The following is a 26,339-nucleotide window of genomic DNA, read 5'->3' on the forward strand; positions in this document are numbered from 1 at the left end:
CTTACAATTTCCGAACATAGGAGGCCAATGCCATTTTTGGAATCTTTACAGATTTTGGAATTCTTGTGTTTTATATTGTTTTTTAACGATATTTGAGACATTAAGCTCAATCCAAAATTCTCTATGGCTAATCTTCATACCAATCTCGCCGGAATCAAATCCCCCAATCCATTCTGGCTGGCTTCTGCACCACCCACAAATAGTGGTTACCAGATCATGAAAGCGTTCGATGCCGGTTGGGGCGGGGCGGTTTGGAAAACTCTCGGTGTTCCCGTTGTAAATGTCTCGAGCCGTTATGGCGCATTGAATTACCGCGATAACAGAATGGTTGGTTTCAACAATATCGAACTGATCACCGATCGTCCGCTTGCAGACAACCTTCGTGAAATTGAAGAAGTGAAAAAGCGATTTCCGGATCATGCCGTGATCGCCTCACTTATGGTAGAAACACGTGAACAATGGCATCAGATTGTTAAGGATGCTGAAAACGCTGGAGCTGACGGACTGGAATTGAATTTCGGTTGCCCGCACGGAATGTGTGAACGCGGAATGGGTTCTGCAGTTGGTCAGGAACCGAAAGTCCTCAAGACGATCGTATCCTGGGTGAAAGAAGTAGCTAAAGTTCCGGTAATCGTAAAACTAACTCCCAATATCACTGATATTACCCGACCTGCACGCGCAGCACAGGAAGGTGGAGGAGATGCAATTTCTTTGATCAATACAATTCAAAGTCTTGTTGGTGTGGATATCGACAACTTTGTAACGTATCCGGTTGTCGATGGAAAAAGTACAAATGGAGGTTATTGCGGCCCCGCTGTAAAACCCATCGCGATGAACATGCTGAAGAACTGCGCTCAACATCCCGATGTTACCATCCCGATTTCCGGCATTGGTGGAATCGAAAACTGGAGAGATGCAGTTGAATTTATCTTGCTCGGCGCTACTTCAGTTCAGGTTTGCACAGCAGTGATGCATTATGGTTTCGGAATTATCCGCGAAATGGTCGCCGGTCTCGAACGTTACATGGACGAAAAAGGATTTGAAACGATAGAACAAATGAGAGGACGTGCATTGAAGAATGTAATGCACTGGGAAGACCTCAATCTGAAATATAAAATCGTCGCCAATATCAACGAAGATAAATGTATCGGATGCCAGCTTTGTTATACAGCATGCGAAGACGGTGCTCATCAGGCAATCGCATTGAGCGATGATCCGTTGAATCGTAAACCAACTATTATCGAAGAGAATTGTGTAGGCTGTAACTTGTGCTCATTGGTTTGCCCGGTAGAAAATTGTATTGAAATGCAAAGACGAGACGATGGTAAACAGACGCTGACCTGGAAAGACCGTACACTGGCCGGCGACATCCCGACGACTTTCAATGATGAACTAGCTGGAGGCCTTCACCACTGGGTTCCGGAACCGGCAGCAGCGCTTTCTAAAAAGAAACCATTACATTATAAAGCGTAAACCACTGAAGTGATTTTATTTTCAATTTTGAAAGGCGCAGGGATTACCACCCCTGTGCCTTTTTTATTTTTTCGCAATTGATAATTTTATTCTGATTGGTCATTTTTTTTGATGTATTCCTCGAAATACATGATTCAAATCATCTAATTACCAATTCTTTCTCCGGGAATTTGAATACGTGAATTGTGTAAGATAAAAAAGATATTATGTAACAGGCAGGCCTGTAGCAGCAACGATCTTTGTACAAGAAAATACTGTTTAACGAAACCCTTTGTTGGTAAAAATAAAATTTCTGCATAGAAAAGCCAGTGTCGCTTTTTTTGCCAGAAAAATCAGTATTAATTGATTGAAATCATGTCAGACAGGAAAGCTCTTCAGCATAAAGTAAGTATCACAGTTCTTCATTCATTTACTATAATCAGAATCTTCGTAATTAAAGTCAAAGAGATGTTCTTTATATATAGGTAAAAACTTTTAGTGAGAAATAATAAGGATAAGAGAAAGGCAGGAAATGGAATTTAATAAATTTTTGACACAAAAATTAGCGGTATTAATATGTAGTTCACTCGTTGCAATATTTATTGTTGCTTGTGATTCAAGGGCGAATAATGATATTTCCAAAGCAGAACCTGTTCAGGAGAAGGTTCAGAAATCCGGCATCACGTCATCTGAAATATCCTCAACGCAAAATGAAGTAAATAGCGAGTTTCGAAAATTTGTTCGTGAAGCGCAGTTGAAAATTAAAGCCAACGAAGTAACCATTCTGACTTTAAAAGAAAAAATATTTCTAAAGGATTCAAGTCTGGATGAAAGCATTTCTGGTAAATTTTATCTGCTGGAAAAGGAAAATAAACAATTAAACCAGTCCCTTGAGACATATGTAATGGTTGGAGAAGGTAATTGGAATAATTTTAGAACCGAATTGTATAAAAATCTTGACAAGCTTGAATTGGCGTGCGAAGATGTATCCCGAACTGAGAACAGAGTCCGGGTTAAATAAGAGAAGTGATTACTTAAAAAAATAATAATTATGGACACTACATACGAAGGTTATAAGAAGTTCAGAGAACTGATGTCCCGTAAGGCTCAGTTGAAACCCGGTAAGGTGATTCGTCGCTACAATATTGTAGCAGCTTGTCTGGAGCAGTATTTTATTCCTGGAGAACTAATTTACGAATATGAAACAGCTCATAGCAAGCAGGATCTTAATGCTCACGAGAAATTCGGGACAAAAGTGGCTAAATCGGGATTTTAAATAAATTCCGGTACTCCTGAAACCCGATTTTTAAGAAGAAAATGTGTGAATGGTGTAAGGAAAAAATTTAATTGTGTAACGATCTTCCCATCAATCCTGAGGACCTTTGCCATCATAATCAACAATAAATTTAACAAACTAATATTTTTAAAAATGAAAAAACTAATCCAGTTGGCATTCCTTACTTTGTGGGGAGGAATTTCAATCGCAAGTGCCCAAACACCCGCTGTTGTACTAAGTGATAAAACAGGATGGCATAAAATCGGAGAGAGAACAGTCGATTTTAAAAAAGATCGTGATGAAGTTATGGTCATGGTAGCGGATCGATTTTCAGCCTTACAATTTAAAGTAGATGAAGCAGCTATTGAATTGGTTTCAATTGAAGTGTATTACGAAAGTGGTGATAAACAAGATCTCGCGTTGCGTACCCGGTTGAATGCAGGTGAATCAAGCCGAGTAATTGACCTCAATGGTGGAGAACGAAACCTTAAAAAAGTTGTCTTTGTATACAAAACACTTGCAAATGCAAAGGATGAAAAGGCTCATGTTGAAATTTGGGGACAAAAAACAAATCTTGACAAACAGGGAAAAGCGGAAGCTTCATCTATGCAAGCTCCTAGTGTTGTTTTAAGCGATAAAAAAGGCTGGCACAAAATAGGATCAAGATCTGTTGATTTTGTCAGGGATCATGACGAATTTGTAGTTGTCGGAGCTGATCGTTTCGCATCCATCCAATTCAGAGTTTCCGAAGCTTCAATTCAGTTGATCAGTCTCGAAGTTTTCTATGAATCAGGTGATAACCAAAAAATAGCCGTGAATTCTCCTGTTCTCAATGGTACAGCAAGTAAGATTATCGATCTGAATGGCGGTGAAAGAAGTTTGAAGAAAATCGTTTTTGAATACAAAACTATTCCTAATCAAAAAGAAGAAAAAGCAATGGTTGAAATGTGGGGCCTTAAAACCAATATAGCAGTAAGATAAGTGAATAGGGTTTATAAATGAACATACATGTGATTGATTCGCATGTATGTTTTTTTTATTTTCAAAAAGCGAACCTCATTCGGAATTTAAAGTCTGCTTCATGTATTGAAGCGCGAAAATTCTTCTATTATAACTGTAATCAGATTCCTGGAATATTAAGTTAAACTGCCTTTTTGACGAATATTCAGGTGTTTTCTGTGCTTTTCCTTGAAAGAAATTGATGAAAATGAATGTGAATTATGTAACAATCCGGTGAAATTATGTAACACATTTCAACTCCATTGTCCTCACATTTGATGAATAATTCAATTTATACCGGATATGAAAATGGTGTCATCTACCGGGCAAATGAAATTGAAATCAGCATTTTTAATTTTGAAATAGTATCAATATTCTGAAGTATGAAACAAAAAAAGATTATTCCGCAAAACATTGACAAATTCACTGAACGAATTAAAGTCAGACTTGATCACAAAACAATGATTGTAATCAATAAGCTTTCCTCACTGGATGTCTGGAAAAAAATATACCCACAAGCAAAAATAATTGCCTGAAAATCATAAATGAAATTAGCCCGTTTTGAGCGATAACAAACAAGTGTTCTTTCCAAGTTTGTTTCCTCAATGCTTGAATAAAATTCCCGAAATGAATTTTCCTTATTTGCTTCAAAGATTTGAAAGTAAATATTCCCTTGATTGTAAATTCAGACACAGAGTTTTATAGATATTTTGTATCGCTCAAAATTGGTTAATACAATACACTTTATGCAATTGGTAAAATAAGTTTTGTGTAATCAGTTTAATAAAAAGAAAGATGAATAGCGAGGAGGTTATTAATGCCATGCGTTTAAAAAACGAGCTGATAAAGAATCAGACAAAAAGAATTAATCTCCTGGAAGATAAACTTACAAAACTGAGAAAAAGTTATTTTCAATTGAAGTACGCAAATACTTTGATTTATCTGAAATCAACCTTATAGGTTCTTTTTGATTTAGAGAAATAAAATTTACGCTGCCATTTTCGCTGATAGCAACCTCGTTTGAATTTATAATAATATATTTAATTGTATTTAATTGATGTTTAGAAAATTGATGATTGCCGCCTTTCTTCTTGCTCCGGGTTTATTACTGGCGCAAACTTTTCAATGGTCAAAAAGTATACAAAGTGAAGGGTTTGACGAAGGTTACGATCTGGTCGCAGATTCCGCTGGAAATACATATGTCGCAGGGCAGATAGAATTTGACGCGAATTTTGGAAATGGAATAATCCTGAGTTCCGCAGGAATACATGATATTTTTCTTGCAAAATATAATCCGAATGGAAATTTGATCTGGGCCAAAGTGGCAGGAGGTAAAGGAGGAGATAAAATCCAATCCATCACCCTGGACGGATTGGGGAATTTGTTTGTCGTTGGTGAATTTGACGATACATGTTATTGGGATGGTATTATGAAAGTAACAAATGGTCCCGGTGTCAACAATATGTTCATCGCTAAATACGATACTGCAGGAACTATCGCCTGGGTTCGCAATATCAGTGTCGGAGGCTTTTTACAAACCAGAGGCTACGGAGTGACTTGTGATGAGATGGGCAATGTGTATGCATGTGGAGCAACTAAAGGGGACACATACTACGATTCTACTTTTCTTTTCACAACAGCAGGTGACTATGACGGTATGTTAGTCAAATTTGATCCTCTCGGAAATTTTCAATGGGCAAGACGAATAGGTGGAACAGATAGCGACAAAGCTTATGGTGTTGTCAGCGATCACAATGGAGCTGTCTATCTTACCGGATATTTTGCCGGAACTGCTCAGTTTTCTCCTTCTGTTACACTTCATGGAAATGGACATACTGATATATTTCTTTCCAAATTTGATGTCAACGGAACGTTGAGTTGGGCTATTCAGGCCGGAGATACAGGTTTTGACAGGGCATGGGATATCACTAAGAACGTAAATGGTCAAATACTAATCACCGGCGAATTTCAATCCGGACACTTTGGTAACAACATGGCTTATTCAAAAGGAAATTTAGACATGTTCCTTGCTGCATACGATAGTTCCGGAAATAATTTGTGGGTTGTATCCGGCGGTGGAGAAGAAAACGATATTGGCAGAGGAATTTCCCACGACACTTCCGGAAATGTTTTTGTAATCGGTGATTACGCTACTACCGGAATATTTGGAGCTGATAGCGTAGTATCAAATGGTTTCGCGGATGTATTTATCGCCAGCTACACTGCGGACGGATCAAACCTGAACTGGGTGCGATCGTTCGGTGGACTTGGAAACGATAGAGGCAGAGGTGTAGGAACTGATATGACCGGAAATATTAATGTTTGTGGTGAATTTGTTGATTCCTGCGTTTTTGACTCAATTAATCTAATAGGAGATACCCTTCTGGATATTTTTGTCGCAAAAATTGTCCCGGGAAATTTTTGTGCAAGTCAGCTTTTTGTTGCCACACCAATAAACTGTTTTGGTGAGTGCAACGCAACCGCAAATGCTGTTGTAACCGGTCATGGACCCTTTACTTATTCCTGGTCAACAAACCCTGTTCAATCACAGGCAACCGCATCAGGTTTGTGCGCGGGTTCCTATATTGTCACAGTTACAGATTCAAGAAGCTGTCAATCAACCGCTGCAATTACAATTACAAATCCAATCCAACTGCTGAATACTGTTACTCCAACAAATCCAAAATGTGCCGGATCTTGTGATGGTATTGCACTCTCAACGGCTACAGGTCAAGGACCGATAAATTATTCATGGCTTACAAATCCAACCCAGTCAGGCCCGCTCATTACGGGTTTGTGTATGGGAACATACACTGTTGTGGCGACCGATAGTATGACATGCACAGATACAATCTCTTTTTCATTGGTTGACCCTTTGCCAATTTCAATTTCCGGCAGTGTTGTAAACACCACTTGTATTGCATGTGCCAATGGAAGCATCGATCTGACTGTTACAGGAGGAACTCCTGCATTTCAATATGCATGGTCAGACTCAATGATGACTCAGGATCTTCAAAATTTGATTTCAGGTACATATAGTGTTTGTGTTACCGATGCCAACAACTGTAATTTGTGTGATACATTTAGTGTTGTAGATCAGCCTACAAGTGTTCAGACAATTTTAAATGAACCGGATGTTATGGCGTACCCCAATCCAATTGTCAACGTGGTTACTGTTCTTAACACATGGGCATCAACTGAACCAATCCATTACACACTGTTTACATTAACCGGCCAACAACTCATTTATGAAAAGTTTAAAGGCGCTGAATTCCATATCAACTTGTCTGACATAGCTAATGGAGTTTATATGCTTCAACTGGTTGGTGAAGATTCTCAGACAATAAGAAGGATATCCTTATTGGTAAACCACACCCGATAATCTGATTTGATTAATTGCTGAGACGTGAAATACTCGAAGAAATAATTGCTTTGTCTGCAGCCGTTTTTGCAAGTGATAAAGCTCTGCGCAAATGGTCCAATGCTTTTTGAATATCGATTGCCTGGTAAAGGTTTCCAAGCAAAGTGTGGTACAAATGATTATCGTCTAAATTCAGTTTTTCTGCTTCTTTAATAGCTTCTGTTTTTCCATTCGCTTTAGATAAAGCGTAAGTTCTATTCAATGCAGCCATCGGAGAATATTCAAGCTGCAACAATCGGTTATACAACTGGAGAATGTTTTCCCACTTTTCAACCGAATCGGTTTTCTGTGTGTGCCAATAAGCAATTGCAGCTTCAAGATGATATTTTGACAATCGTTTTCCCTTAGAAGCACGTGTGAGATACATTTCACCTTTAGCAATCAATTCCTGGTTCCACAATTTTTCATCCTGTTCCTCGTACAAGACAATTTCCCCGTTGGGATTGATTCGCGCGTCAAAACGAGATGCATGAAAACACATGAGAGAAAGCAAAGCATTAACTGACGGCATATTGGTGAATTCATTTTCAGTCAACATTAATGTCAGACGCATGGCCTCAACGCATAACTCTTTACGTAAAATGGTATTTTGAGAAGTAGAATAATACCCTTCGCTGAAAAGCAGGTAAAGGGTAGTAAGTACATTCTCCAGACGCAAATGAATTTCTGTATTGGATGGAAATTCAATTTTGATTTTTTCAGCTCGTAATTTCTCTTTAGCCCGTGAAAGCCTTTTGTAAATAGTGTCTTTGCCACTTAAAAATGCATCCGCGATTTCTTCTGTGCCAAATCCGCAAAGGATACTCAGTGCCAAGCCAATCTGTGACTCTGCGGAAATTGCCGGCGTACAGATCGCGAACATCATTTGCAATTGGCTGTCATTGATATTTTGTGCCGACCAGTCAATCGCTGTTTCCTGAAAAGAAGCTTGCTCCTGTTTAATCGTGGGAGCAATTTTTTCATTGAATAATTTTTCACGACGGATCACATCCAGCATTTTATTTCTTGCAACAGTATAGAGCCAGCCTGTTGGATTTTTTGGCAATCCTTTCAATCCCCAGGTTTCTGCCGCTAATAAAAAAGTGTCGCTCACCAGATCTTCCGCTGTTTCAAGGTGCTCAAAACCAAAATGCTTACACAATACAGAGATAATCTTTCTGTATTCAGTTCTGAATAAATGTGGTATGTGATCCTGGTCCTGCATAAAAAAGCAAACCTCCCGATATTTCAGGAGGTTTAATTAGGTCAATTGTTTTCATCCATGGGGACTATCGTCCTTACTTCGACATTTCCACCAACTGAAAATATCGGACAACCACTGGCCAATTGTGTGGCTTCGTCGAGATTATTGGCTTTCACAACAATGTATCCACCAATAGCCTCTTTAATTTCAGCGTAAGGGCCGTTCGTAATTACATTGTTTGGTTTCACTACGCGGCCATCACTGTCCAACCGGTTGCCCGGACTGGATAATTTGTTTTGCGCAGCAATGCTACCAATCCAGTCTTGCCAGGGTTTCATCATGGCCTGCATTTGTTCCGGTGAAGGCTGAGTCTCACGTGTAGGGTTTTCTCTTCTGAATATCAATAGAAATTCTTTCATGACTGTATTTTGATTATAAGTTTAATTAGAAATTCCTGATAAAAAAAACACGAAGGAATCTGCAGATTGAAAGATCAAATTCCTCGTGTTTTTTGAAACGGATTTAGATGCCAAATCCTTTTTGGCGAATGACTTATTTATTGGAATGCAGGGCAAGTGCATTACCTTCAGAGTCCGTGAAAAAAGCCATGTAACCAATATCGTCGCTGATTTTTGTTTTCGGCATCATGACTTTCCCACCCGCTTTTTCAATTTTTCCCAAAGCATTCGAAAGATCCGGGTTTCCATTTAGGTAAATTTTCGCCCCATCCGCACTCGGCTTATGCATTGGACCCTGAACCAGCCCGCCGGAAACTTTTCCATTCATGTCCTCAGCAGGAAAAAAGGCCATTTGCATTCCCATCATTTCCTGCACAGGCATTTCAATTTCAAAAACAGTTTCGTAAAATTTCCTGGCGCGTTTGATATCCGAAACGGAAATTTCAAACCAATTCAGTGCATTTGTTGTAGAATCCATGATTTTGTAAAATTTTAAGGTTAATAGTTGAGATTATATGTCTATGACGATCAGGGATGCAACCATTGGACATCAATGATAAATTATTTTTTAAAATTAACCTATATCATCCTAAACGAAAAAATTTAAAGATGTTTTTACTCTAGTCGCCGGGTTAAAATTTGTTAATAGATTTGATTCTTTTAAGGATAATCCCGGCGCCCACCGGAACAACCTAATTACTACATTGCCCCCTGATTATCAAATCTGCAATCTAAAATCAGCAATCTACAATCAACAATCCCCAATCTACAATCCTCAATCTACAATCATCAATAAAATGACAAGCAATGATCCACTCCACGGAAAAACGTTGGAAGCAATTTTAAATCACCTCGTTGAACACTTCGGCTGGGATGAATTAGGATCAATCATTCCCATCAATTGTTTTCGCGTCAATCCAAGTATAAAATCAAGTCTGACTTTTCTTCGTAAAACACCATGGGCAAGAAAAAAAGTTGAAGAGCTATACGTCAGCCTGATTTCCTGATTTTAAACCAGACCTGAAATTAATCTGTTAAATCAATTGCTTAAAAGGGAAAGGCGCAAAGTAAATAATCTTTGCGCCTTTTGAGTCTTTGCGGGAAAACCTGATTTTCTAAACTGAAGTCTTCGCCAGATAAAAATCAACCATTTCGTAATTGCTCTTCTCGCGCTCTTCCATGTCCTTTACAGTTTTTGGTGGAGGAACAATAAATTTAGCTCCCGGTTTCCAGTTCACAGGACAAGCGAGTTTGTGAACATCAGTTGCCTGTAGCGCGTTCAGTACACGAATAATTTCGTCCATGTTTCGCCCAACATTCAAAGGGTAATACATGATCAGTCTGATTTTTCCCGTTGGATCAATATAAAATACGGCGCGTACGGCAGCAGTTTCACTTTCTCCCGGCTGAAGCATTCCGTACAATTTGGAAATTTTCATGTCAATATCTGCAATCAACGGGAAACGCATGGTTACTCCCATGTTTTTTTTCACATTGTTGATCCAGGCAATGTGTGAATGAATACTGTCAATACTCAAACCGAGTAATTTCGTATTCATCTTTTTAAAATTTTCTTCCTCCTGAGCGAAAAGTGTCAGCTCAGTAGTACAAACAGGTGTAAAGTCAGCAGGATGGCTGAAAAAAATCACCCAGCTACCTTTATTATATTCTGAAAACTTTAGAGGACCTTGTGTGGTCGTTGCTGAAAAATCCGGCGCCTTGTCACCAATACGTGGCATGGTGTTCAGGGGTTCATTGAATTCCATAGGATGAAGTTTAAATGGGGTTAAAATAATAATGTAAATTAGCTATTCTGAAGAATAATTTGTTCAAGAATGTTTGAAGGAATCACTCCTGACTGTCTCCATTTAATTTGACCATCTTTAAATAATAGCAAAGTTGGTACGCTTTGTACTTCATAATGTGCCGCAGCCTGAGGTTGCTCATCAACATCAATTTTCAAAATAATCGCTTTTTCACCAAGCTTGTTTGCTAATTCAAGCAGAATAGGATTCATCATCTTGCAGGGCCCGCACCATGATGCGCTAAAATCAACGAGTACAGGCTTTCCCGAGTTTATTATTTCTGAAAATTTTGCCATGATTATTTGTTTAGAAGAATATATTCAGTCTGTGTAATCAATCCTGACCGGATCTTACATAAATACTTCCCTGTTGGATAGTCGAGAGATTTCCATGTATAACGTAATTGTCCGGGTTGTACCAATCCATTCTGCAGGGTTTCGAGTAACTTCCCGTTTTCATTATAAATCAATACAGATAAATTACCCCTGATCCTTGTATTAATGGCGATTGTTACGTCTGATTCTGAAGGGTTCGGAAAAATCTGTACCTGAAATGCATCTTCAGGAGTTGCAATGCTTCCTGATCCTGTAGTACTCTCCTTGATTAAGAAAACTTTAAAAACTCTTGAAGAAGCGACACTTTCTGCTCCGGTATTAATGAAGAAAATATTGGGCAGAGAACTTTCGATGCCTCCGGCGATTGTTCCTATTTGAATTCTTGAGAAGGGTAGAGAGTTCAGACGGATGATTTCATCATCTGTTTGAATTACCGGGATGAATTCTGCGCTGCTTCCAAGCAATGCAGGCATCTCCACGGGCAATTTGTATTCAACTGCAGAATCATTTTCGAATCGCGTAATCAAACTAATTGTTTTCACAAACGGGACATTGATATCATCAACCAGTGTGTTTGTTGTTGTGTCTAATGTATATCGGCTCATTCCACCAAAGAAAATGGAATGCATTGTATTGGCGGCGGAATCCCAAAGTGCGGCTTTTGCAGTGTGGTATTGATTCAGATATTGATTGAAATCCGGACGTACATTGTATCCATTTGCGGTAAGGTCTATTGTATTTAACCAGGGTAAATCCTGATTGGGCTGAAACACCCCGCTGAAAATGGTAAATCCTTTTTCTCCATTTGGAAATACCTGAGGCAGCATGTTATAATCCCGGCGATGCAGATTCGCTGTATCCTGAATAGCTGTATAATTTTGAACAGACAAGTTACCTCCAATTTCACTAATTGTGAATTTACGGATTTCACTCGTGTAAACCTGTGTATAGGTTGCCATACCCATTGGATTGTACCGGCCGTCAAAACGCTGTCCACAAACAAGGTACATCACTGTATCTAATCTGCCCAGATATCCTCCGGTAACGGCCATCCTCTGGTCCGTTATCTGACGAAAATAGGGTACGATTGTATTCCCATTAATAATTGCATCAATAGTATTGGGTACATCGATGATAGTCAGATTCGGAAAAGTAATATGATCAGCAGAAATTGTACTATAACCATATCCCCCTATGACATACAAATTATCATCATGCTGGATGAACTCCATGTTCGTACTTTGTAATTGTTCAATCAGTCCATCGGATAATCCTGCAAGTGTTGTTGACCAAACTTGTTTTTGAACAGGATCAATTACATAAATATTTGTATTGTTTGCAACGGGATCAAATGAAGCAAAAGGTTGTCTTCGATGTAAACCGTCTGTCCGGCCACCAATGAATAACCACTTGCCATCAAATTGTGCATGCACAAAGGACTGCAGTCCGGGCATCCCCGGTATTGTATCTTCTTCAAGTTCTATTCGGAAGATTTCCGGTGCGGTGGCAAAAATTCCAACGGTCTGAAGCATAATGAAAATTGCCAAAAGGAAATTTTTCATTTCGTATTAAATTGAAGAAGAAAATATTGTTAACTGTAGTAGTTTCAACTTTTAGTTTCCTTCGGAGTAGAAAAGGTATTTGCGAATAAACCGCCTAATAATGCACCATACAAAGTGCTTCTGTACCATACTGAAGTGATCATGCAGGTGCCATTGGCGCAACCGACATAATTCCAGTAAAGATAACCTGCTATTGATCCGAGGAGTACACCTGCCAGTGTCCATTTGTATTTTAGAAACAAAGTCATTTCTCTACCGGGTATCCTTTCTCCTGCCAGCCCATAATTCCGCCGTCCAGATTGGTTACTTTTGTAAATCCTTCGGACTGCATCATCTCAGATGCTTTGAGGCTTCGTTTACCAGAGCGGCAATAAACTTCATAAGCTTTCCCTTTATCGAGTTTTCCAACTTCGTCTTTAAAATTTGGTCCATTTACATCCATGTTAATTGCGCCGGGTATATGACCTTCAGCAAATTCTTCAGGTGTTCGAACATCGAGGATAATGCCGCTTTGCTGATCAACGAGACTTTTAAAATCTGTTGCTGATACAGTATTAATTTCATTGTTTGATTTAGTTCCTTGCTGACAGGCGATTGTTCCACCGGCTAAACTCAATACAAGGAAGAGGGATAACAATTTTATTTTTTTCATTTTGAGAGGGTAAATAAAAATGATGATTGAATATTATGGAGAAATTATTTTGTCATTGATAGTCCGGGAAAGAACAGGTTCAAAAGTACAATGAAAGTTGTATATAATTGAACCTGTTACCCCCGTGGAATGCGAACATTCGCAGCATGTTCATTTTGACTTCTTAAGCAAATACGTTTGGAGGAATGACCAGCTTGTAATTTGTCTCCTTCATCAGGTTAATTCCACCGGTGATATTCACGACGTTCCTGTATCCGTTTTTTCTCAGGATAGAACAAGCCATCATACTACGGTAACCCCCGGCACAATGCACATAATATTTCTTGTTCTTATCCAGAATACCAAATTCTTTAGTCAATCGTGTCAATGGAATGAGTTGTGCTCCTTCGATCACACCACCGGCCCATTCACCTTCATTACGAACATCAATAACATGCTCTTCCGGCGAATATTGCTTTTCAAAAGTGATCGGATGCATTACTTCAATATGATCAACTTTTCTTCCGGAATCTTTCCAGGCTTTAAATCCGCCTTTCAGATATCCTTTTACATTTTCATAACCAACACGTGCTAGACGAAGCACCGCTTCTTCCTCTTTTCCTTCATCTGTAACAAGTACCAGTGGATCCTTAGAATCAATGAGGGAGCCTACCCAAACTGCATATTGTCCATTTAATCCTATGTTAATAGAATCAGGAATAAACCCTTTTTCAAATACATCCGCTTCCCTTGCATCCAGGATAGTAACCCCGGTGCTCACTACAGTTTCAAATTCCTCGAGAGAAAGCTTATGGACATTTCTTTTCATTACTTCGTCAATAGGCTCATATCCTTTTTTATTAATCGCAGCATCAACAAAGAAATACTTTGGAGGCTCTGTCAAACCATCGGTTACTACATGAATGAATTCCTGCTTACTCATTGGTTGCATTGCGTAGTTTAATTTCTTCTGCATTCCGATTGTACTCCAGGTTTCTGTGCCGATGTTTTTACCACAGGCTGATCCCGCACCATGTCCGGGATATACGATCACATCATCAGGAAGTGTGTTTATTTTCTTCTGAATGGATTCAAACAGCAACCCTGCCAGATCCTCTCTTGATAAATCACTCTTTACGGCAAGATCAGGACGACCTACTTCTCCCACAAACAAAGTATCACCGGTGAAACAAGCATATGGAACATTGTGATCATCATACATCAGGAAACAGGAAGATTCCAGTGTGTGTCCGGGAGTATGCAAGACTTCAATTTTTATATCCCCCAATGGGAAAAATTGTCCGTCTGTGGCGACAGTGATATCATATTCAGCTTTTGCCGAAGGACCATAAACAATTTTCGCTCCTGTCTTTTTTGCCAGGTCAATATGCCCGGATACAAAGTCAGCGTGAAAGTGTGTTTCAAAAACATATTTAATGGTTGCGCCACGTTCCTTTGCTAACTTAATATACGGTTCAGTTTCACGCAAAGGATCAATGATTGCCGCTTCGCCATTGGATTCAATGTAATATGCTGCCTCAGCGAGACAACTTGTATACAATTGTTGTACGTACATGGTCATATGATTTTTAAGGTTAGATTTAACGAATAATAGTAGAGAATTCTGATGATTTTACCGATGACATTTATCAGTTTTAAATCTGCTAATTTGAATGAATCTGGCATTCCGATACTTAAATTATTTGAGTTGAAATGATCGATTTTTAGAGTGTTTCTCTGATTAAAATGTAAATTCCCATTGCCAGTACAAACCACCCGAAAAGCGGCCTTAACAGACGATTATCAATTTTTCTGGAAAGAGACGTGCCAATGAACATTCCCGCGATGGCAAGCCCGGAGAAAATTGCAAGAAAACGCCAGTCGATGATCTGATGACCGTAATCCCCGATAAAGCCAATCAGAGCATTGGATGCAATGATCAGCAGGGAAGTGCCAATCGCAATTTTTATCGGTAAACGTGCCAGAAATACCAGCGCAGGAACAATCAGAAAACCTCCTCCTGCTCCCACAAGTCCTGTGATAATTCCAACTCCAATTCCCTGAAGAAAGATCCGAAAGGAATCTTTCGAAGTATGTGTTGTGTTTTCCTGTTCATGAATGACCTTTTTTCTGATCATTGAAATGGAGGCAACAATCATCAGGATAGCAAACAATATCAGGATGAAAATATTCTTGGTAAAGATCCAGTTACCCAGAGTAAAAAACGTTTCCGGTAATAGCGGAACTATAAAATGCCGCATGATGTACACGACAATGATGGAAGGGATCCCAAATAACAAGGCAGTACGGATATGTATCAAATCTTTACGCGCATAATTCGCGGCACCTACAGCACTGGTCACTCCTACAACGAAAAGAGAATAGGAGGTAGCCGGCACAGCTGCAATCCCCGTGCAATACACCAGAACCGGTACGGTAAGGATAGAACCACCCCCGCCAATAAGGCCAAGACTGAGTCCGATCAGTACTGCAAGGATGTATCCAAGGATTACAAGCATGCTATTCGTTGTTCGTTTTTGGTTGTTCGTTATTCGTTATTTATTTACTTACTCCGTTGCGTCCCTCGTCCCGATCCCCGTCGCCCCCTTTATCATACAAGCACATGAACATATATTCATATATTAGACCGATGTATATGCCAACGTCCCTCGTCCCCTGTCCCTTCTTACATATTGCAATGACAATGTTCAATCACTGAAACAATCTTTGCCAGCTCCTTTTCTTTCAGGGAATAATAAATATTAATTCCTTCTCTTTCGGATTTTAGCAGACCCTTGATACGCATATTGGATAAATGATGCGAAACAAGCGATTGTTCACAGCCTAATACTGAACACAGCTCATTCACCGACAAACGATCATTTTCTTCCAATAAATGAATAATCGATAAACGTGTCGGGTGGGCAATGGTTTTAAGGATGTAGGCAGCCTTTTCCAATTTATTTTTTGTGAGTTTCATAATTGACAATGCAAATATATGAACATATTTTCATATGTCAATATGATCTTAATCAAATGCTATGTAAATAGCTGTAATTCAATAATATAAAGTAATGAAATTTATATTTATATCTTTGAATACTGAGTAAATGCAGTGCAACACATGACTGCAGTCACAGTGCTTCTTTTCTGGCCGGAGTACTTTTGAAGCGTAAATTCAACATTATGAAAAAGCAATTCAACGTAGTGATCATCGGCGGCGGAACCGGTGGAATTATGACAGCAGCTCAACTCAAAAGAAAAAACAACAAATTGTCCATTGCAATTCTGGAACCAAGAACAGACCATTGGTATCAGCCCGCATGGACATTGGTTGGAGCGGGTACTTTTAATTTCCGATCTACCCGTCGAGATGAAGCAAAACTGATCCCCCCCGGAGTTGAATGGATCCGCGATTTCGCTACCACTTTTGAACCGGAAAAAAATATTGTCAATACTAAAGCGAGCGGACAAATCGGGTACGATTATCTCGTGTTGAGCCCGGGAATACAAAATGATTTAGAAGCATTGCCAGGACTAAAGGAAGCTTTGGAAACAGATTTTGTCTGTAGCAATTATCTTGATCCTGAAAAAACATTTCGCGTTCTTAAAAACTTCAAAGGCGGAAATGCTGTCTTTACACAACCGACTACTCCAATCCGCTGCGGAGGTGCCCCTCAGAAAATCATGTATCTGACAGAAGATTATTTGCGGAAGCATCACCTGCGCGATAAATCCAATGTCATCTTCGCTACACCGGGCTCAGTAATTTTCGGCGTTAAAGTATTCGCTGATACACTTACTGAAATTATCAAAAAGCGTCAGATCGTTTTCAAACCGTTCTATGCACCTGTACTTATTGACTCAAAGAAAAAAGAAATCACTTTTCGTTATGTGAATCCTAATCCGGGCCCAACAGCGATTGAAATGAATGCAAAAATTTCTGAAGTGGCCACAGCTCCGGATCTGATTACGATTCCTTACGAAATGTTGCACCTCGCACCCCCACAATCCGCTCCGGACTTTATCAAACAATCTCCTTTTGCTTATGCTGATGGAGTGAATAAAGGCTGGCTCGAAGTGGACATTCATACTTTGCAACATCCGAAGTATAAGAACGTATTTGGTATCGGTGATTCTGCTGCATTGCCTACTGCCAAAACCGGTGCAGCTATCCGCAAGCAAGCCCCTGTTGTCGTTGAAAATATCCTACGCCTGATGAACAATCAATCATTTGGCGAACATCAATACAGCGGCTACTCTTCCTGCCCGATTGTCACAGGCTATGGAGAAATGCTATTGTGCGAATTCAAATACGATAACATCCGCGACAGCGATCCATTACTCAAACGATTTGTGGATACCACAAAATCAAAATGGAGTATGTGGATACTTAAAAAATACGGCCTCCCCTGGCTGTACTGGAATATGATGATGAAAGGGAGGATGTGAGATTGAATTATGAGTTATGAATTAAGAATTATGAGTTCCTAGTTCTTAATTCTTAATTCTTAATAATTTTAAGACGAAACAAGTTAATAATTAATTCAGTTAAATAGTAGATCACCAATCTGCAATCACCAATCTACAATCACCAATCTACAATCACCAATCTACAATCACCAATCTGCAATCACCAATCACCAATCAACAATCAACAATCAACAATCACCAATCATATGGTCCCCGAATTCCTCCTTCATCTAAAAGAAATCATCTCCCAGCCATGGCCCTGGTATGTTTCTGGTCCTTTACTGGCGATACTCATGTTCCTCTTACTATACCTCGGACACGAGTTTGGGATATCTGAAAACTTCCGCATTATGTGTGCCGCAGATGGCGCGGGAGAAATCAATGAGTTTTTTAAATTCGATTGGGTCTCCGGTGGATGGAACCTGATGGTAGCTCTTGGTGCCGTCTTTGGCGGTTACCTGGCGGCACATTATTTTGTTCCCGTTGGCGGAAATATAGCGCACGTTTCCCAGGCAACAGTAAACAGCCTCAACGAAATGGGTTTTAATGTCGAAAATGGAAAAGTTCCATTGGTTCCTTACTTCTATGACTGGCAATACCTGTTCACCTGGCGCGGACTGCTCATCATCGCCGGTGGCGGATTCCTTGTCGGCTTTGGTGCACGTTACGCAGGTGGATGTACTTCCGGCCACGCAATCAGTGGTTTGTCCGCTCTTCAATTACCATCTCTCATTGCTGTAGTCGGCTTCTTCATGGGCGGACTTGTAATGACCTGGCTGATCTTCCCTCTTATTTTTCCCTGGATACACTAAACCTCTCTGCATATGAAAATGTCCCGTTATATATTTATTGGAATGCTGCTCGGTTTCACTTTATACAAGAGTGAAGCAGTTTCCTGGTTCCGCATTTATGAAATGTTTCACTTCCAGAATTTCCACATGTTCGGAATCATCGGTTCGGCTATCGCTGTTGGAATTCTTCTTGTTCAAATGATCAAGATGATGGAAATGAAAACTGTTGAAGGAAATAAAATAGTCATTCGCGATAAAAACAAAACTATACCACGCTATCTCATCGGAGGTTTTATCTTCGGATTGGGTTGGGCAATTGCAGGAGCTTGCCCTGCACCGATGTTCATCCTTCTGGGTGCCGGATATACTGTTTTTGTCGTTTATCTTCTTGCTGCAATGACCGGCACATTTGTTTACGGAATGCTTCGCAAACGTTTGCCGCATTAGTTTGCTTTTTTCATAATGAATAATTGTGTGGGCCGTAAATCTGACAGGATTTACGGCTTTCTTTTTTGATTTCACTTAAATGGATTTATTCAATTATCTGGATAGAAATAATATCTTCGCCATTCTATAATCCCCTGCTATGAAATCAATCCTGGTATTTGTTTTATTGTTATCATCTGTTTTTACCCATGCACAAACGTACAGTGGCCCCGAAAGCGTAGAGTACGATTATGCCGCAAGAAGATGGTTGATCGCGAATACAAGCAGTCACCAGGTTTTGTCAAGAGATAGTAGCGGAACACTGAGTATTTTTGTATCCGGACTCGGAAGCGGTCCGTATGGAATCGAAATTGTAGGAGATACACTTTTTTGTTGCTCCGGAGGAAGCATTAAAGGATACTTACTTTCAACCGGAGCTTCCGTATTTAATCTGAATTTAGGAGCGTCCTTTCTAAACGGGATGACACACGACAATTCAGGAAATCTGATTGCAACTGATTTTTCATCAAAGAAAATTTTCAAAATAAATATTGCCGCTCAGACTTTTTCCGCGATTACCGGTGTATTGACAACCACTCCCAATGGAATTGTTTTTGATTCCCTGAATAACCGCTGTGTTTATGTGAATTGGGGAAGCAATGCACCAATTTGCGCAATTGACATGATCACAAATGCCATCACCACACTTACACCCACAACATTGAGCAGTTGCGACGGCGTGACACGCGATGGGTCCGGCAGATATTATGTAAGTACATGGGGAACACAAAGTGTTGTTCGATTCGACAGCTCTTTTGCAGGGCCTCCCACCACTGTGGCAACGAACCTTAGCAGTCCTGCTGATATTTATTATAATGTAATGGGTGATACCCTTGCTATTCCTAATTCCGGCAATAATACAGTAACATTTGTTTATTTTCCCTCTACAGTAGATGTTCATGAACAAGATCTGAATTCAAACATTGATCTTTATCCAAATCCGTTAAAAGCAGGAGCTTCGTTAAATATCGCGATGAAGAATAGTAAGCTGGTCAGAATGGAGCTTCTTAACAACCAGGGACAAATTGTTGTTTCACATGTATCCCATGATTTCTCTTTGAGTAAACTTTTCAAGTTAGAAACAACAGGACTAAAACCCGGATTGTATTTTCTCAGGATGATTTCAGAAAATATGCAAAATGTTAAAGTGGTGATGATTGATTAAAAATTCAATGGCAAACAGAAAACATGTTAGTAAATTAATTTTGCTGGCTGTTGTTCTTTTTTCAGCAACCCCGGCTTTAGCCCAACATACAGCAAGACAAAAATTCAAGGCACTTAGTTCTCCCGAAAAAACCTGGGTTCTACTTCATCCTTTTGTGGCAAAGAAAGCACTGAAACTTTCCGAGCTGGCACGAGCCGAAAGTAAAACTCTCATGTCTGACCCTGGACTGGATGGGGATGATAATGGCGGGCAGGTGGATGCATTCCGACACGCTTACTGGATGGCGCTACTGTCCCAGCACATGTGCTGGCGTAAAGCCAGAAGTCTGGGTATTGCTCATGAAAAGGGCAATTACATAAACTGGAAAAAGCACAAACTGGAAGATAAGGCATTACCTGATTCCATGGCTTCTGTGATGGATTTGACGAATAATTCCTATGGCATTCAAATTAGCAGACAATACGGTAAAATTGACGGGGACACATTGAAAACAATGATCATAAATGCAATTCTGGAAGGGAAACTGAGTATTCTTTGGAAAAATAAAGAGGGAAAATTCCTTGATTGCGATGGAATTTTATCAGATGATCAAATCAGGATGGAGAATTGGTGTAAATCACGATGCCTGGTTACTTCTAATAGGGTTCTTAAGAAGGATAATTGATGAACGGGCTAATAAATTTTAACTTTTGTTGAATCTCATCAGCCCCTTGATCCGTATTTAATTTCGACTTCATTGCCAGTCAGCTAATAAACCCGACCTTCGTAGTCTACCGGTTTTATAATTTAAAGATGCTTAATAAAAAAGTTATTCTGTGGTTTGTACTTCTGTCGGCCGCCTTCAGAGCGGATGCGCAGCTTTTCATCAACGAAATCATGAGTAATAACCAGAATACCATCCAGGACAATGATGGAGATTATTCTGATTGGATAGAACTCTACAATGCCGGTGCCAGTGCCGTAAACCTGCAAGGATATGGCTTATCCGATAATCCGGATAGTTTGCTCAAATATGTCTTCCCTTCCAAAACCATTGCTGCAGGCGGTTTTCTGAGGGTTTGGTGTTCCGGTAAAAATGTATCCATAACAGGAGTCGCAGCACAAACAAATTTTTCATTGAGTTCACAGGGAGAGAATATTTACCTGAGTGATCCGGCAGGAACGGTTTTGGATAATGTCCCGGGTGTTTTTCTTCCTGCTGACAAGACATACGGACGTTTTCCCAATGGCTCTGCTACGCTTGCTTATCTGAGTGGTCCTACTCCTGCTGCAAGTAACAATACTGTAACTACACTGCAGGGAGTAATTACACAAAAGCCTTTGTTTAGCCAACCCGGAGGATTGTTTGCAGATTCGTTATATCTCACACTTACTTCACCTGATGTAAATCTGGAAGTCCGTTATACTCTTGATGGTTCTGATCCGTCGAATTCCTCATCCGTGTTTTCAGCACCATTGCTCATTAAAAACAGAGATGCCGATACGAATTTTTATTCGATGATCCGTACCTGTTACAATGTACACTTCTGGCTTCCCGACTGGCATCCGCCTCTTGGAAATGTTTTTAAGGCGACAGTTGTGAGAGCAAGGCTTTTCAGAAACGGATATTTACCCGGTCCGATTCAAACGTATACTTATTTTGTAGACGACAGCATTTTTGGACGATATGGAAATTTACCCATCGTTTCTGTTGTTTCTGATCCGCGGAATTTGTTTAATGATACGACTGGTATCTATGTTCCGGGAATCAATTACCAGCCGAGTACATTCAACGCGAATTATTATTTACCCTGGGACAGACCGGCAAATATTGAAATGTATATGCCGGATGGAAGCTCTGCATTCAATAGTAATTTCAGGATCAATGTAAACGGACAAAGCTCTCCTTCAAGTCCACAGAAGGGATTGAATGTAAATGCCACCAGTGATTATGGCGACAGTAAAATTAATTACCCTTTGTTTGCCAATACCGTCGGTCCTGCAAGACTTATCGATAAGTTTGACAAAATAAAATTGCGTGCATGGGGAAGCGATCGTGACAAGGCACTTTTTCGTGATGCTTTCAGTACACAATTTATGCACCGGACAAATCTTGATTATGAAGCCTACCGTCCGGTTGTGGTTTTTATCGATGGAGAATACTGGGGCTTACAGGAATTAAGAGAACGTGATCGTGACCATACCTATTATACTGCCCATTATTTGATCGATGGTAAAAATCCGGGAGTGGACATTTTGGAAGGAGCGGGAGCGAATGTACTGGAAGGAGATTCCGTCAACTGGACTAACCTGATGGATTTTATCAATACACATCCGCTTTCTGATTCCGCGAATTATGCATATGTAAAAACACAGGTGGACATCAGGAGTTTCATGCTGCATTATTTGTTCAGCATCTATATGTCGCGTTCCGACTGGCCGGATCAGAATGAAGCGAAGTGGAGATCCAGAGCACCGGATGGAAAATGGAAATGGATCATGTGGGACATGGATGCTACTGTGGCCTATTATCTGAATCCATGGTACGACATGTTTACACAGGCAATTATTGGCAGCAGAGGATATGGACCTTCTGATCTGCTCAATTCCTTTCTTACCAATACAGAATTTCGAAATGATTGGGTGAATCTTTTCGCGGATTTTATGAATACGGAGTTTCTGTCTTCTCTTATGCAAAATAAGGTAAATGTGATGCGCAATGAGTTATTGCCCTATATGACAGAATATCAGAATCGCTGGCAAACAAATTATAATTTCCAGGCACAGACTGACAGCATGAAATGGTGGGTGAGTTTAAGATCACAATTTTGCAAGTCTCAAATACTTTCCACATTCACCTTGCCAAATTATTATGCTTTACACCTGAATATTTCTGATACAATTAAAGGGAAAATTCAAGTCAGCACAGTACTGCTCGATGAAAATACCGCGAGAGCAAGTGCTCATACCTTCCCCTGGACTGGTGTTTATTTTCAGGATGTACCGGTTCCTGTTACAGCAATTGCAAGACCCGGTTATAAGTTTATCCGATGGCTGGAAACAAATGATACCAGTTCAACGATACGAATTAGTTTGTTGAACGACACAGTTTTCACCGCCATGTTTGATGTAGATACTACATATGTTCCTCAGATGCAGCCGGTAATTAATGAAGTAATGTCTTCCAATCTTTCCGCCGTCGCGGATAATTATGGTGAATATGATGACTGGCTGGAAATCTATAATCCAAATCCGGATACAATCGATATCGGCGACTATTATCTAAGTGATAATTTGATCCTGCCAACGCGGTTTAAAATTTTATCAGGAACAGATTCTACAAAGATCCCACCCTATGGTTTTTTATTGATCTGGGCGGATGATGATATGGAGCAAGGTTTATTGCATACTAATTTTAAATTCAACAGTACCGGGGATCATGTCTATTTATACGCTCCCGATGGAGAAAGTCTTCTCGACTCTATTTCTTTCGGAACACTGAACACAGATGTTTCCTACGGCCGGGCATATGACGCATCTCCGGACTGGATCAATTTTTCCGTCCCTACTCCCGGAGCAACAAATGTGAACACTCCCGCTCAAAATCTTGTGATCAACGAATTAATGCCACTGAACACATCGGTGATTGCTGATAATCATGGTCAGTTTGATCCATGGATTGAAATATATAATCCCAATTCAGATACGCTGGATCTTGCAGGCTGGTACATGACCAATGACGGAGGAATACCGCAGAAGTTCAGATTTGCTTTTAATAACGACTCCACGAAAATTCCACCCTATGGTTTCAAATTACTCTGGGCGGATGCAACAACAGAACAGGGAGCTTTACATCTGAATTTCAGACTGACCAATCAGGGAGATTGTGTATTGTTATACAAACCGAATGATACAAGCCTGTCGGATTTTGTATGCATTGGCAGTTTGTCCCAGAATGTTTCGCGAGGCAGAAAATACGATGCATCACCAACCTGGATCGATTTCTTTGTGTCAACACCAAACGCGACAAATCAAACTTCTCCGGCTGAGTTTGTGCTGATCAATGAAGTGCAGACAATCAATATCTCCACACAACAAGACAATTATGGAGAGTTCGCTCCCTGGATTGAACTTTATAATCCAAACTCCGATACCTTGAACCTGGAAGGTTGGTACATGAGCAATGATCCGGGAGATGTAAATTATTTCCGTTTCCCCTATGATAATGATTCGACAAAAATTTCACCACATGGATTTATGCTGCTTTGGGGCGATGGACAATCACAACAGGGAATTCGTCATTTGAATTTTCAACTGATCAACAGTGGTGAATGTGTGATACTTTCAAAACCCAATTCTTCCCTCTCTGATTCCGTTTGTTATGCAAATATTCCTGCTGACTATTCTTATGGAAGAATCAATGATGGAAATGCAAGCTGGATGAATTTTGTAATCCCGACACCGGATTCGAATAATGTGGATTTGTTTACTGGCTTTGATATAAATCTCAATTCTGATACCTTGTTTTTGTTTCCAAATCCTGCCAAAAGTGGGAAGGTCTATTTGAATCATGCTATCAATGGAGTTCTAACTGATTCTCAGGGTCGTGAAATGCACAGGTTAATGAATGAAGATCGCTTTGATATCAGTGGATTTGCTTCAGGTGTTTATATATTAAATACAGACGACAGGAAGCATCTTAAATTGATCGTACAATAAAAAGCTGAAATTTTCCTTAAAAAGGTACCTTAAACAGCATTTATTTACTCCGGGAAACCGGAATGTGAAAGCCTGTTAATTATTTCCATAAATCACCCCAAACTTCTATTTTTACTTCACAAATTTGATCCTATGAAATATACTGCCATCGAGAAAAACCTGTTTATCGAAAACAGAAAAAAATTCATCGCGCAACTTCAGCCTAAATCCATTGCTGTTTTTCACAGCAATGATGAAATGCCAAGAAATGGTGACGGAGCTTTTCCTTTTCGTCAGCAGTCTGATTTATTTTGGTTGAGCGGAATTGATCAGGAGCAAACGATTCTTGTTCTTTCGCCTGAGCATCCTTTGCCGGAATACCGGGAAGTACTTTTTCTGAGAAAAACGAATGAACATATTGCTGTCTGGGAAGGACATAAATACACCAAAGAAGAAGCACGTGAAGCTTCCGGAATTCAGCATATTTTCTGGACAGAAGATTTTCAGGCAATGTTGCCGGTGATGATGCATCATTCAAAGAATGTATATGTCAACCTGAATGAGAATGATCGTTTTGTTACCGAGGTTGTTTATCGTGATGAAAGATTCTCACGTGAACTGAGAAGTAAATATCCAAATCATCAATATGAACGTTCCGGCCCGATCATGGCAAAATTGCGCGCCATTAAATCGGATCCGGAAGTGAAACAAATGCAAATCGCTGCGGATATTACTGAAAAAGCTTTCCGCCGTGTCCTGGGTTTTGTTCGCCCCGGTGTTATGGAATACCAGATTGAAGCGGAAATCACCCATGAATTTTTATGGAACAGAGCCACCGGTCATGCTTATTCTCCAATCATTGCCAGCGGAGCAAGTGCTTGTGTTTTACACTATACAGAGAATAACCGCGAGTGTAAAGAGGGAGATGTGATCCTGATGGATTTCGGTGCTGAATACGCGAATTACGCTGCCGACCTCACACGCTGTATTCCAGTGAGTGGAAAATTTACTAAACGTCAGAAAGATGTTTACAATGCAGTCTTACGTGTCATGCGTGCGGCAACTCAGATGCTTGTTGTTGGAAATGTTATCCCGAAGTACCACGAAGAAGTTGGTAAATTGATGGAGCAGGAACTGATTGGATTGGGATTGTTGAAAGCGGAAGACGTGAAGAAACAAGATCCAAAACAACCTTTGTACAAGAAATATTTTATGCACGGGACCAGCCATTTTCTTGGTCTGGACGTTCACGATATAGGCAACCGTTATGAACCAATGCAGGCCGGTATGGTGTTTACCTGTGAACCCGGGATCTACATTCCTGAAGAAAACCTCGGTATCCGTATTGAAAATGATATCCTTCTTACAGCCAATGGTCCGGTTGATCTCATGGCCAATATCCCTATCGAAGCTGACGAAATTGAAGATCTGATGGCAAAGCAACGGGTTGTTGTTGGGTAGTTTTTTGGTGCTTAGTGCTTGGTGCTTGGTGCTTGGTGCATGGTGCTTAGTGCTTAGAGGATTTTAAGCGATAGCATAGAGTCTTTTTGTGATTTGAAGTTGTTTTAAAACGCTTCTATAATCATGCCATATTCATAATTGGGCAATTGATTAACCTGAGTGGT

At 40.0% G+C, this 26,339-nt stretch carries 24 protein-coding genes; 13 read left to right on the forward strand and 11 right to left on the reverse strand.

Annotation, left to right across the window (positions count from 1 at the left end):
* Positions 1 to 123: 123 nt before the first annotated feature.
* The 5 genes from preA to IPP86_01940 all read left to right on the forward strand — a co-directional run bounded on the left by preA (position 124) and on the right by IPP86_01940 (position 7,109).
* A complete protein-coding gene (gene preA / locus IPP86_01920) occupies positions 124 to 1,473 on the forward strand; it encodes an NAD-dependent dihydropyrimidine dehydrogenase subunit PreA (protein MBL0137271.1) in 1,350 nt (449 codons plus the stop codon).
* Positions 1,474 to 1,984: 511 nt separating this feature from the next.
* Entirely contained in the window at positions 1,985 to 2,473 is a 489-nt protein-coding gene (locus IPP86_01925; GenBank protein MBL0137272.1) for a hypothetical protein, read from the forward strand.
* Between the two features lie 30 nt (positions 2,474 to 2,503).
* Entirely contained in the window at positions 2,504 to 2,728 is a 225-nt protein-coding gene (locus IPP86_01930; protein MBL0137273.1) for a hypothetical protein, read from the forward strand.
* 153 nt (positions 2,729 to 2,881) lie between these two features.
* Entirely contained in the window at positions 2,882 to 3,709 is an 828-nt protein-coding gene (locus IPP86_01935) for a hypothetical protein (GenBank protein MBL0137274.1), read from the forward strand.
* Between the two features lie 1,075 nt (positions 3,710 to 4,784).
* Positions 4,785 to 7,109, forward strand: coding sequence for a T9SS type A sorting domain-containing protein (locus IPP86_01940; GenBank protein MBL0137275.1), 2,325 nt, complete (start codon positions 4,785 to 4,787; stop codon positions 7,107 to 7,109).
* A gap of 10 nt (positions 7,110 to 7,119) precedes the next feature.
* Here IPP86_01940 and IPP86_01945 read toward each other — a convergent pair whose 3' ends face one another.
* The 3 genes from IPP86_01945 to IPP86_01955 all read right to left on the reverse strand — a co-directional run bounded on the left by IPP86_01945 (position 7,120) and on the right by IPP86_01955 (position 9,267).
* Complete coding sequence (locus tag IPP86_01945) at positions 7,120 to 8,352, reverse strand: RNA polymerase subunit sigma (protein ID MBL0137276.1); 1,233 nt, start codon at positions 8,350 to 8,352, stop codon at positions 7,120 to 7,122.
* A gap of 41 nt (positions 8,353 to 8,393) precedes the next feature.
* The gene (locus IPP86_01950; protein MBL0137277.1) at positions 8,394 to 8,750 is read right to left on the reverse strand and encodes a transcription initiation protein; all 357 of its coding nucleotides are present in this window, start codon (positions 8,748 to 8,750) and stop codon (positions 8,394 to 8,396) included.
* Positions 8,751 to 8,883: 133 nt separating this feature from the next.
* A complete protein-coding gene (locus IPP86_01955; GenBank protein ID MBL0137278.1) occupies positions 8,884 to 9,267 on the reverse strand; it encodes a VOC family protein in 384 nt (127 codons plus the stop codon).
* Between the two features lie 319 nt (positions 9,268 to 9,586).
* Here IPP86_01955 and IPP86_01960 point away from each other — a divergent pair, with 319 nt between their 5' ends.
* Entirely contained in the window at positions 9,587 to 9,796 is a 210-nt protein-coding gene (locus tag IPP86_01960; GenBank protein ID MBL0137279.1) for a DUF2132 domain-containing protein, read from the forward strand.
* A 108-nt stretch (positions 9,797 to 9,904) separates the two neighbouring features.
* Here the strand turns inward: IPP86_01960 and IPP86_01965 are convergent, their stop codons facing one another.
* The 8 genes from IPP86_01965 to IPP86_02000 form a co-directional block, all read right to left on the reverse strand.
* A complete protein-coding gene (locus IPP86_01965) occupies positions 9,905 to 10,528 on the reverse strand; it encodes a peroxiredoxin (protein ID MBL0137280.1) in 624 nt (207 codons plus the stop codon).
* Positions 10,529 to 10,593: 65 nt separating this feature from the next.
* The gene (gene trxA / locus IPP86_01970; protein MBL0137281.1) at positions 10,594 to 10,890 is read right to left on the reverse strand and encodes a thioredoxin; all 297 of its coding nucleotides are present in this window, start codon (positions 10,888 to 10,890) and stop codon (positions 10,594 to 10,596) included.
* A gap of 2 nt (positions 10,891 to 10,892) precedes the next feature.
* Positions 10,893 to 12,491 carry a T9SS type A sorting domain-containing protein gene (locus IPP86_01975; protein ID MBL0137282.1) on the reverse strand — a complete coding sequence of 533 codons (1,599 nt, stop codon included), beginning with the start codon at positions 12,489 to 12,491 and terminating at the stop codon, positions 10,893 to 10,895.
* 44 nt (positions 12,492 to 12,535) lie between these two features.
* On the reverse strand, positions 12,536 to 12,739 hold the full coding sequence (locus tag IPP86_01980) for a hypothetical protein (protein ID MBL0137283.1): 204 nt from the start codon (positions 12,737 to 12,739) through the stop codon (positions 12,536 to 12,538).
* Positions 12,736 to 13,143, reverse strand: a complete 408-nt coding sequence (locus IPP86_01985) for a rhodanese-like domain-containing protein (protein ID MBL0137284.1) — start codon at positions 13,141 to 13,143, stop codon at positions 12,736 to 12,738. The genes IPP86_01980 and IPP86_01985 overlap by 4 nt, the downstream gene beginning before the upstream one ends.
* 163 nt (positions 13,144 to 13,306) lie before the next feature.
* A complete protein-coding gene (locus IPP86_01990; GenBank protein ID MBL0137285.1) occupies positions 13,307 to 14,698 on the reverse strand; it encodes an MBL fold metallo-hydrolase in 1,392 nt (463 codons plus the stop codon).
* A gap of 148 nt (positions 14,699 to 14,846) precedes the next feature.
* A complete protein-coding gene (locus IPP86_01995; GenBank protein ID MBL0137286.1) occupies positions 14,847 to 15,641 on the reverse strand; it encodes a sulfite exporter TauE/SafE family protein in 795 nt (264 codons plus the stop codon).
* Between the two features lie 167 nt (positions 15,642 to 15,808).
* Positions 15,809 to 16,102 carry a helix-turn-helix transcriptional regulator gene (locus IPP86_02000; GenBank protein MBL0137287.1) on the reverse strand — a complete coding sequence of 98 codons (294 nt, stop codon included), beginning with the start codon at positions 16,100 to 16,102 and terminating at the stop codon, positions 15,809 to 15,811.
* A gap of 206 nt (positions 16,103 to 16,308) precedes the next feature.
* On the opposite strand from IPP86_02000, the gene IPP86_02005 reads away from it, so the two are divergent.
* The 7 genes from IPP86_02005 to IPP86_02035 all read left to right on the forward strand — a co-directional run bounded on the left by IPP86_02005 (position 16,309) and on the right by IPP86_02035 (position 26,175).
* The gene (locus tag IPP86_02005; GenBank protein ID MBL0137288.1) at positions 16,309 to 17,574 is read left to right on the forward strand and encodes an NAD(P)/FAD-dependent oxidoreductase; all 1,266 of its coding nucleotides are present in this window, start codon (positions 16,309 to 16,311) and stop codon (positions 17,572 to 17,574) included.
* A gap of 227 nt (positions 17,575 to 17,801) precedes the next feature.
* Complete coding sequence (locus IPP86_02010) at positions 17,802 to 18,407, forward strand: YeeE/YedE family protein (GenBank protein ID MBL0137289.1); 606 nt, start codon at positions 17,802 to 17,804, stop codon at positions 18,405 to 18,407.
* A 12-nt stretch (positions 18,408 to 18,419) separates the two neighbouring features.
* Positions 18,420 to 18,833: a YeeE/YedE family protein gene (locus IPP86_02015; protein ID MBL0137290.1), complete on the forward strand. Its 414-nt coding sequence runs from the start codon at positions 18,420 to 18,422 to the stop codon at positions 18,831 to 18,833.
* 139 nt (positions 18,834 to 18,972) lie between these two features.
* Positions 18,973 to 20,037: a T9SS type A sorting domain-containing protein gene (locus IPP86_02020; GenBank protein ID MBL0137291.1), complete on the forward strand. Its 1,065-nt coding sequence runs from the start codon at positions 18,973 to 18,975 to the stop codon at positions 20,035 to 20,037.
* A gap of 7 nt (positions 20,038 to 20,044) precedes the next feature.
* Positions 20,045 to 20,701: a hypothetical protein gene (locus IPP86_02025; protein MBL0137292.1), complete on the forward strand. Its 657-nt coding sequence runs from the start codon at positions 20,045 to 20,047 to the stop codon at positions 20,699 to 20,701.
* Positions 20,702 to 20,829: 128 nt separating this feature from the next.
* Positions 20,830 to 24,735 carry a lamin tail domain-containing protein gene (locus IPP86_02030; GenBank protein MBL0137293.1) on the forward strand — a complete coding sequence of 1,302 codons (3,906 nt, stop codon included), beginning with the start codon at positions 20,830 to 20,832 and terminating at the stop codon, positions 24,733 to 24,735.
* Between the two features lie 132 nt (positions 24,736 to 24,867).
* Positions 24,868 to 26,175: an aminopeptidase P N-terminal domain-containing protein gene (locus IPP86_02035; GenBank protein MBL0137294.1), complete on the forward strand. Its 1,308-nt coding sequence runs from the start codon at positions 24,868 to 24,870 to the stop codon at positions 26,173 to 26,175.
* Positions 26,176 to 26,339: the final 164 nt, after the last annotated feature.

Source organism: Bacteroidota bacterium (genome assembly GCA_016720935.1).
GTDB lineage: Bacteria > Bacteroidota > Bacteroidia > AKYH767-A > 2013-40CM-41-45 > JADKJP01.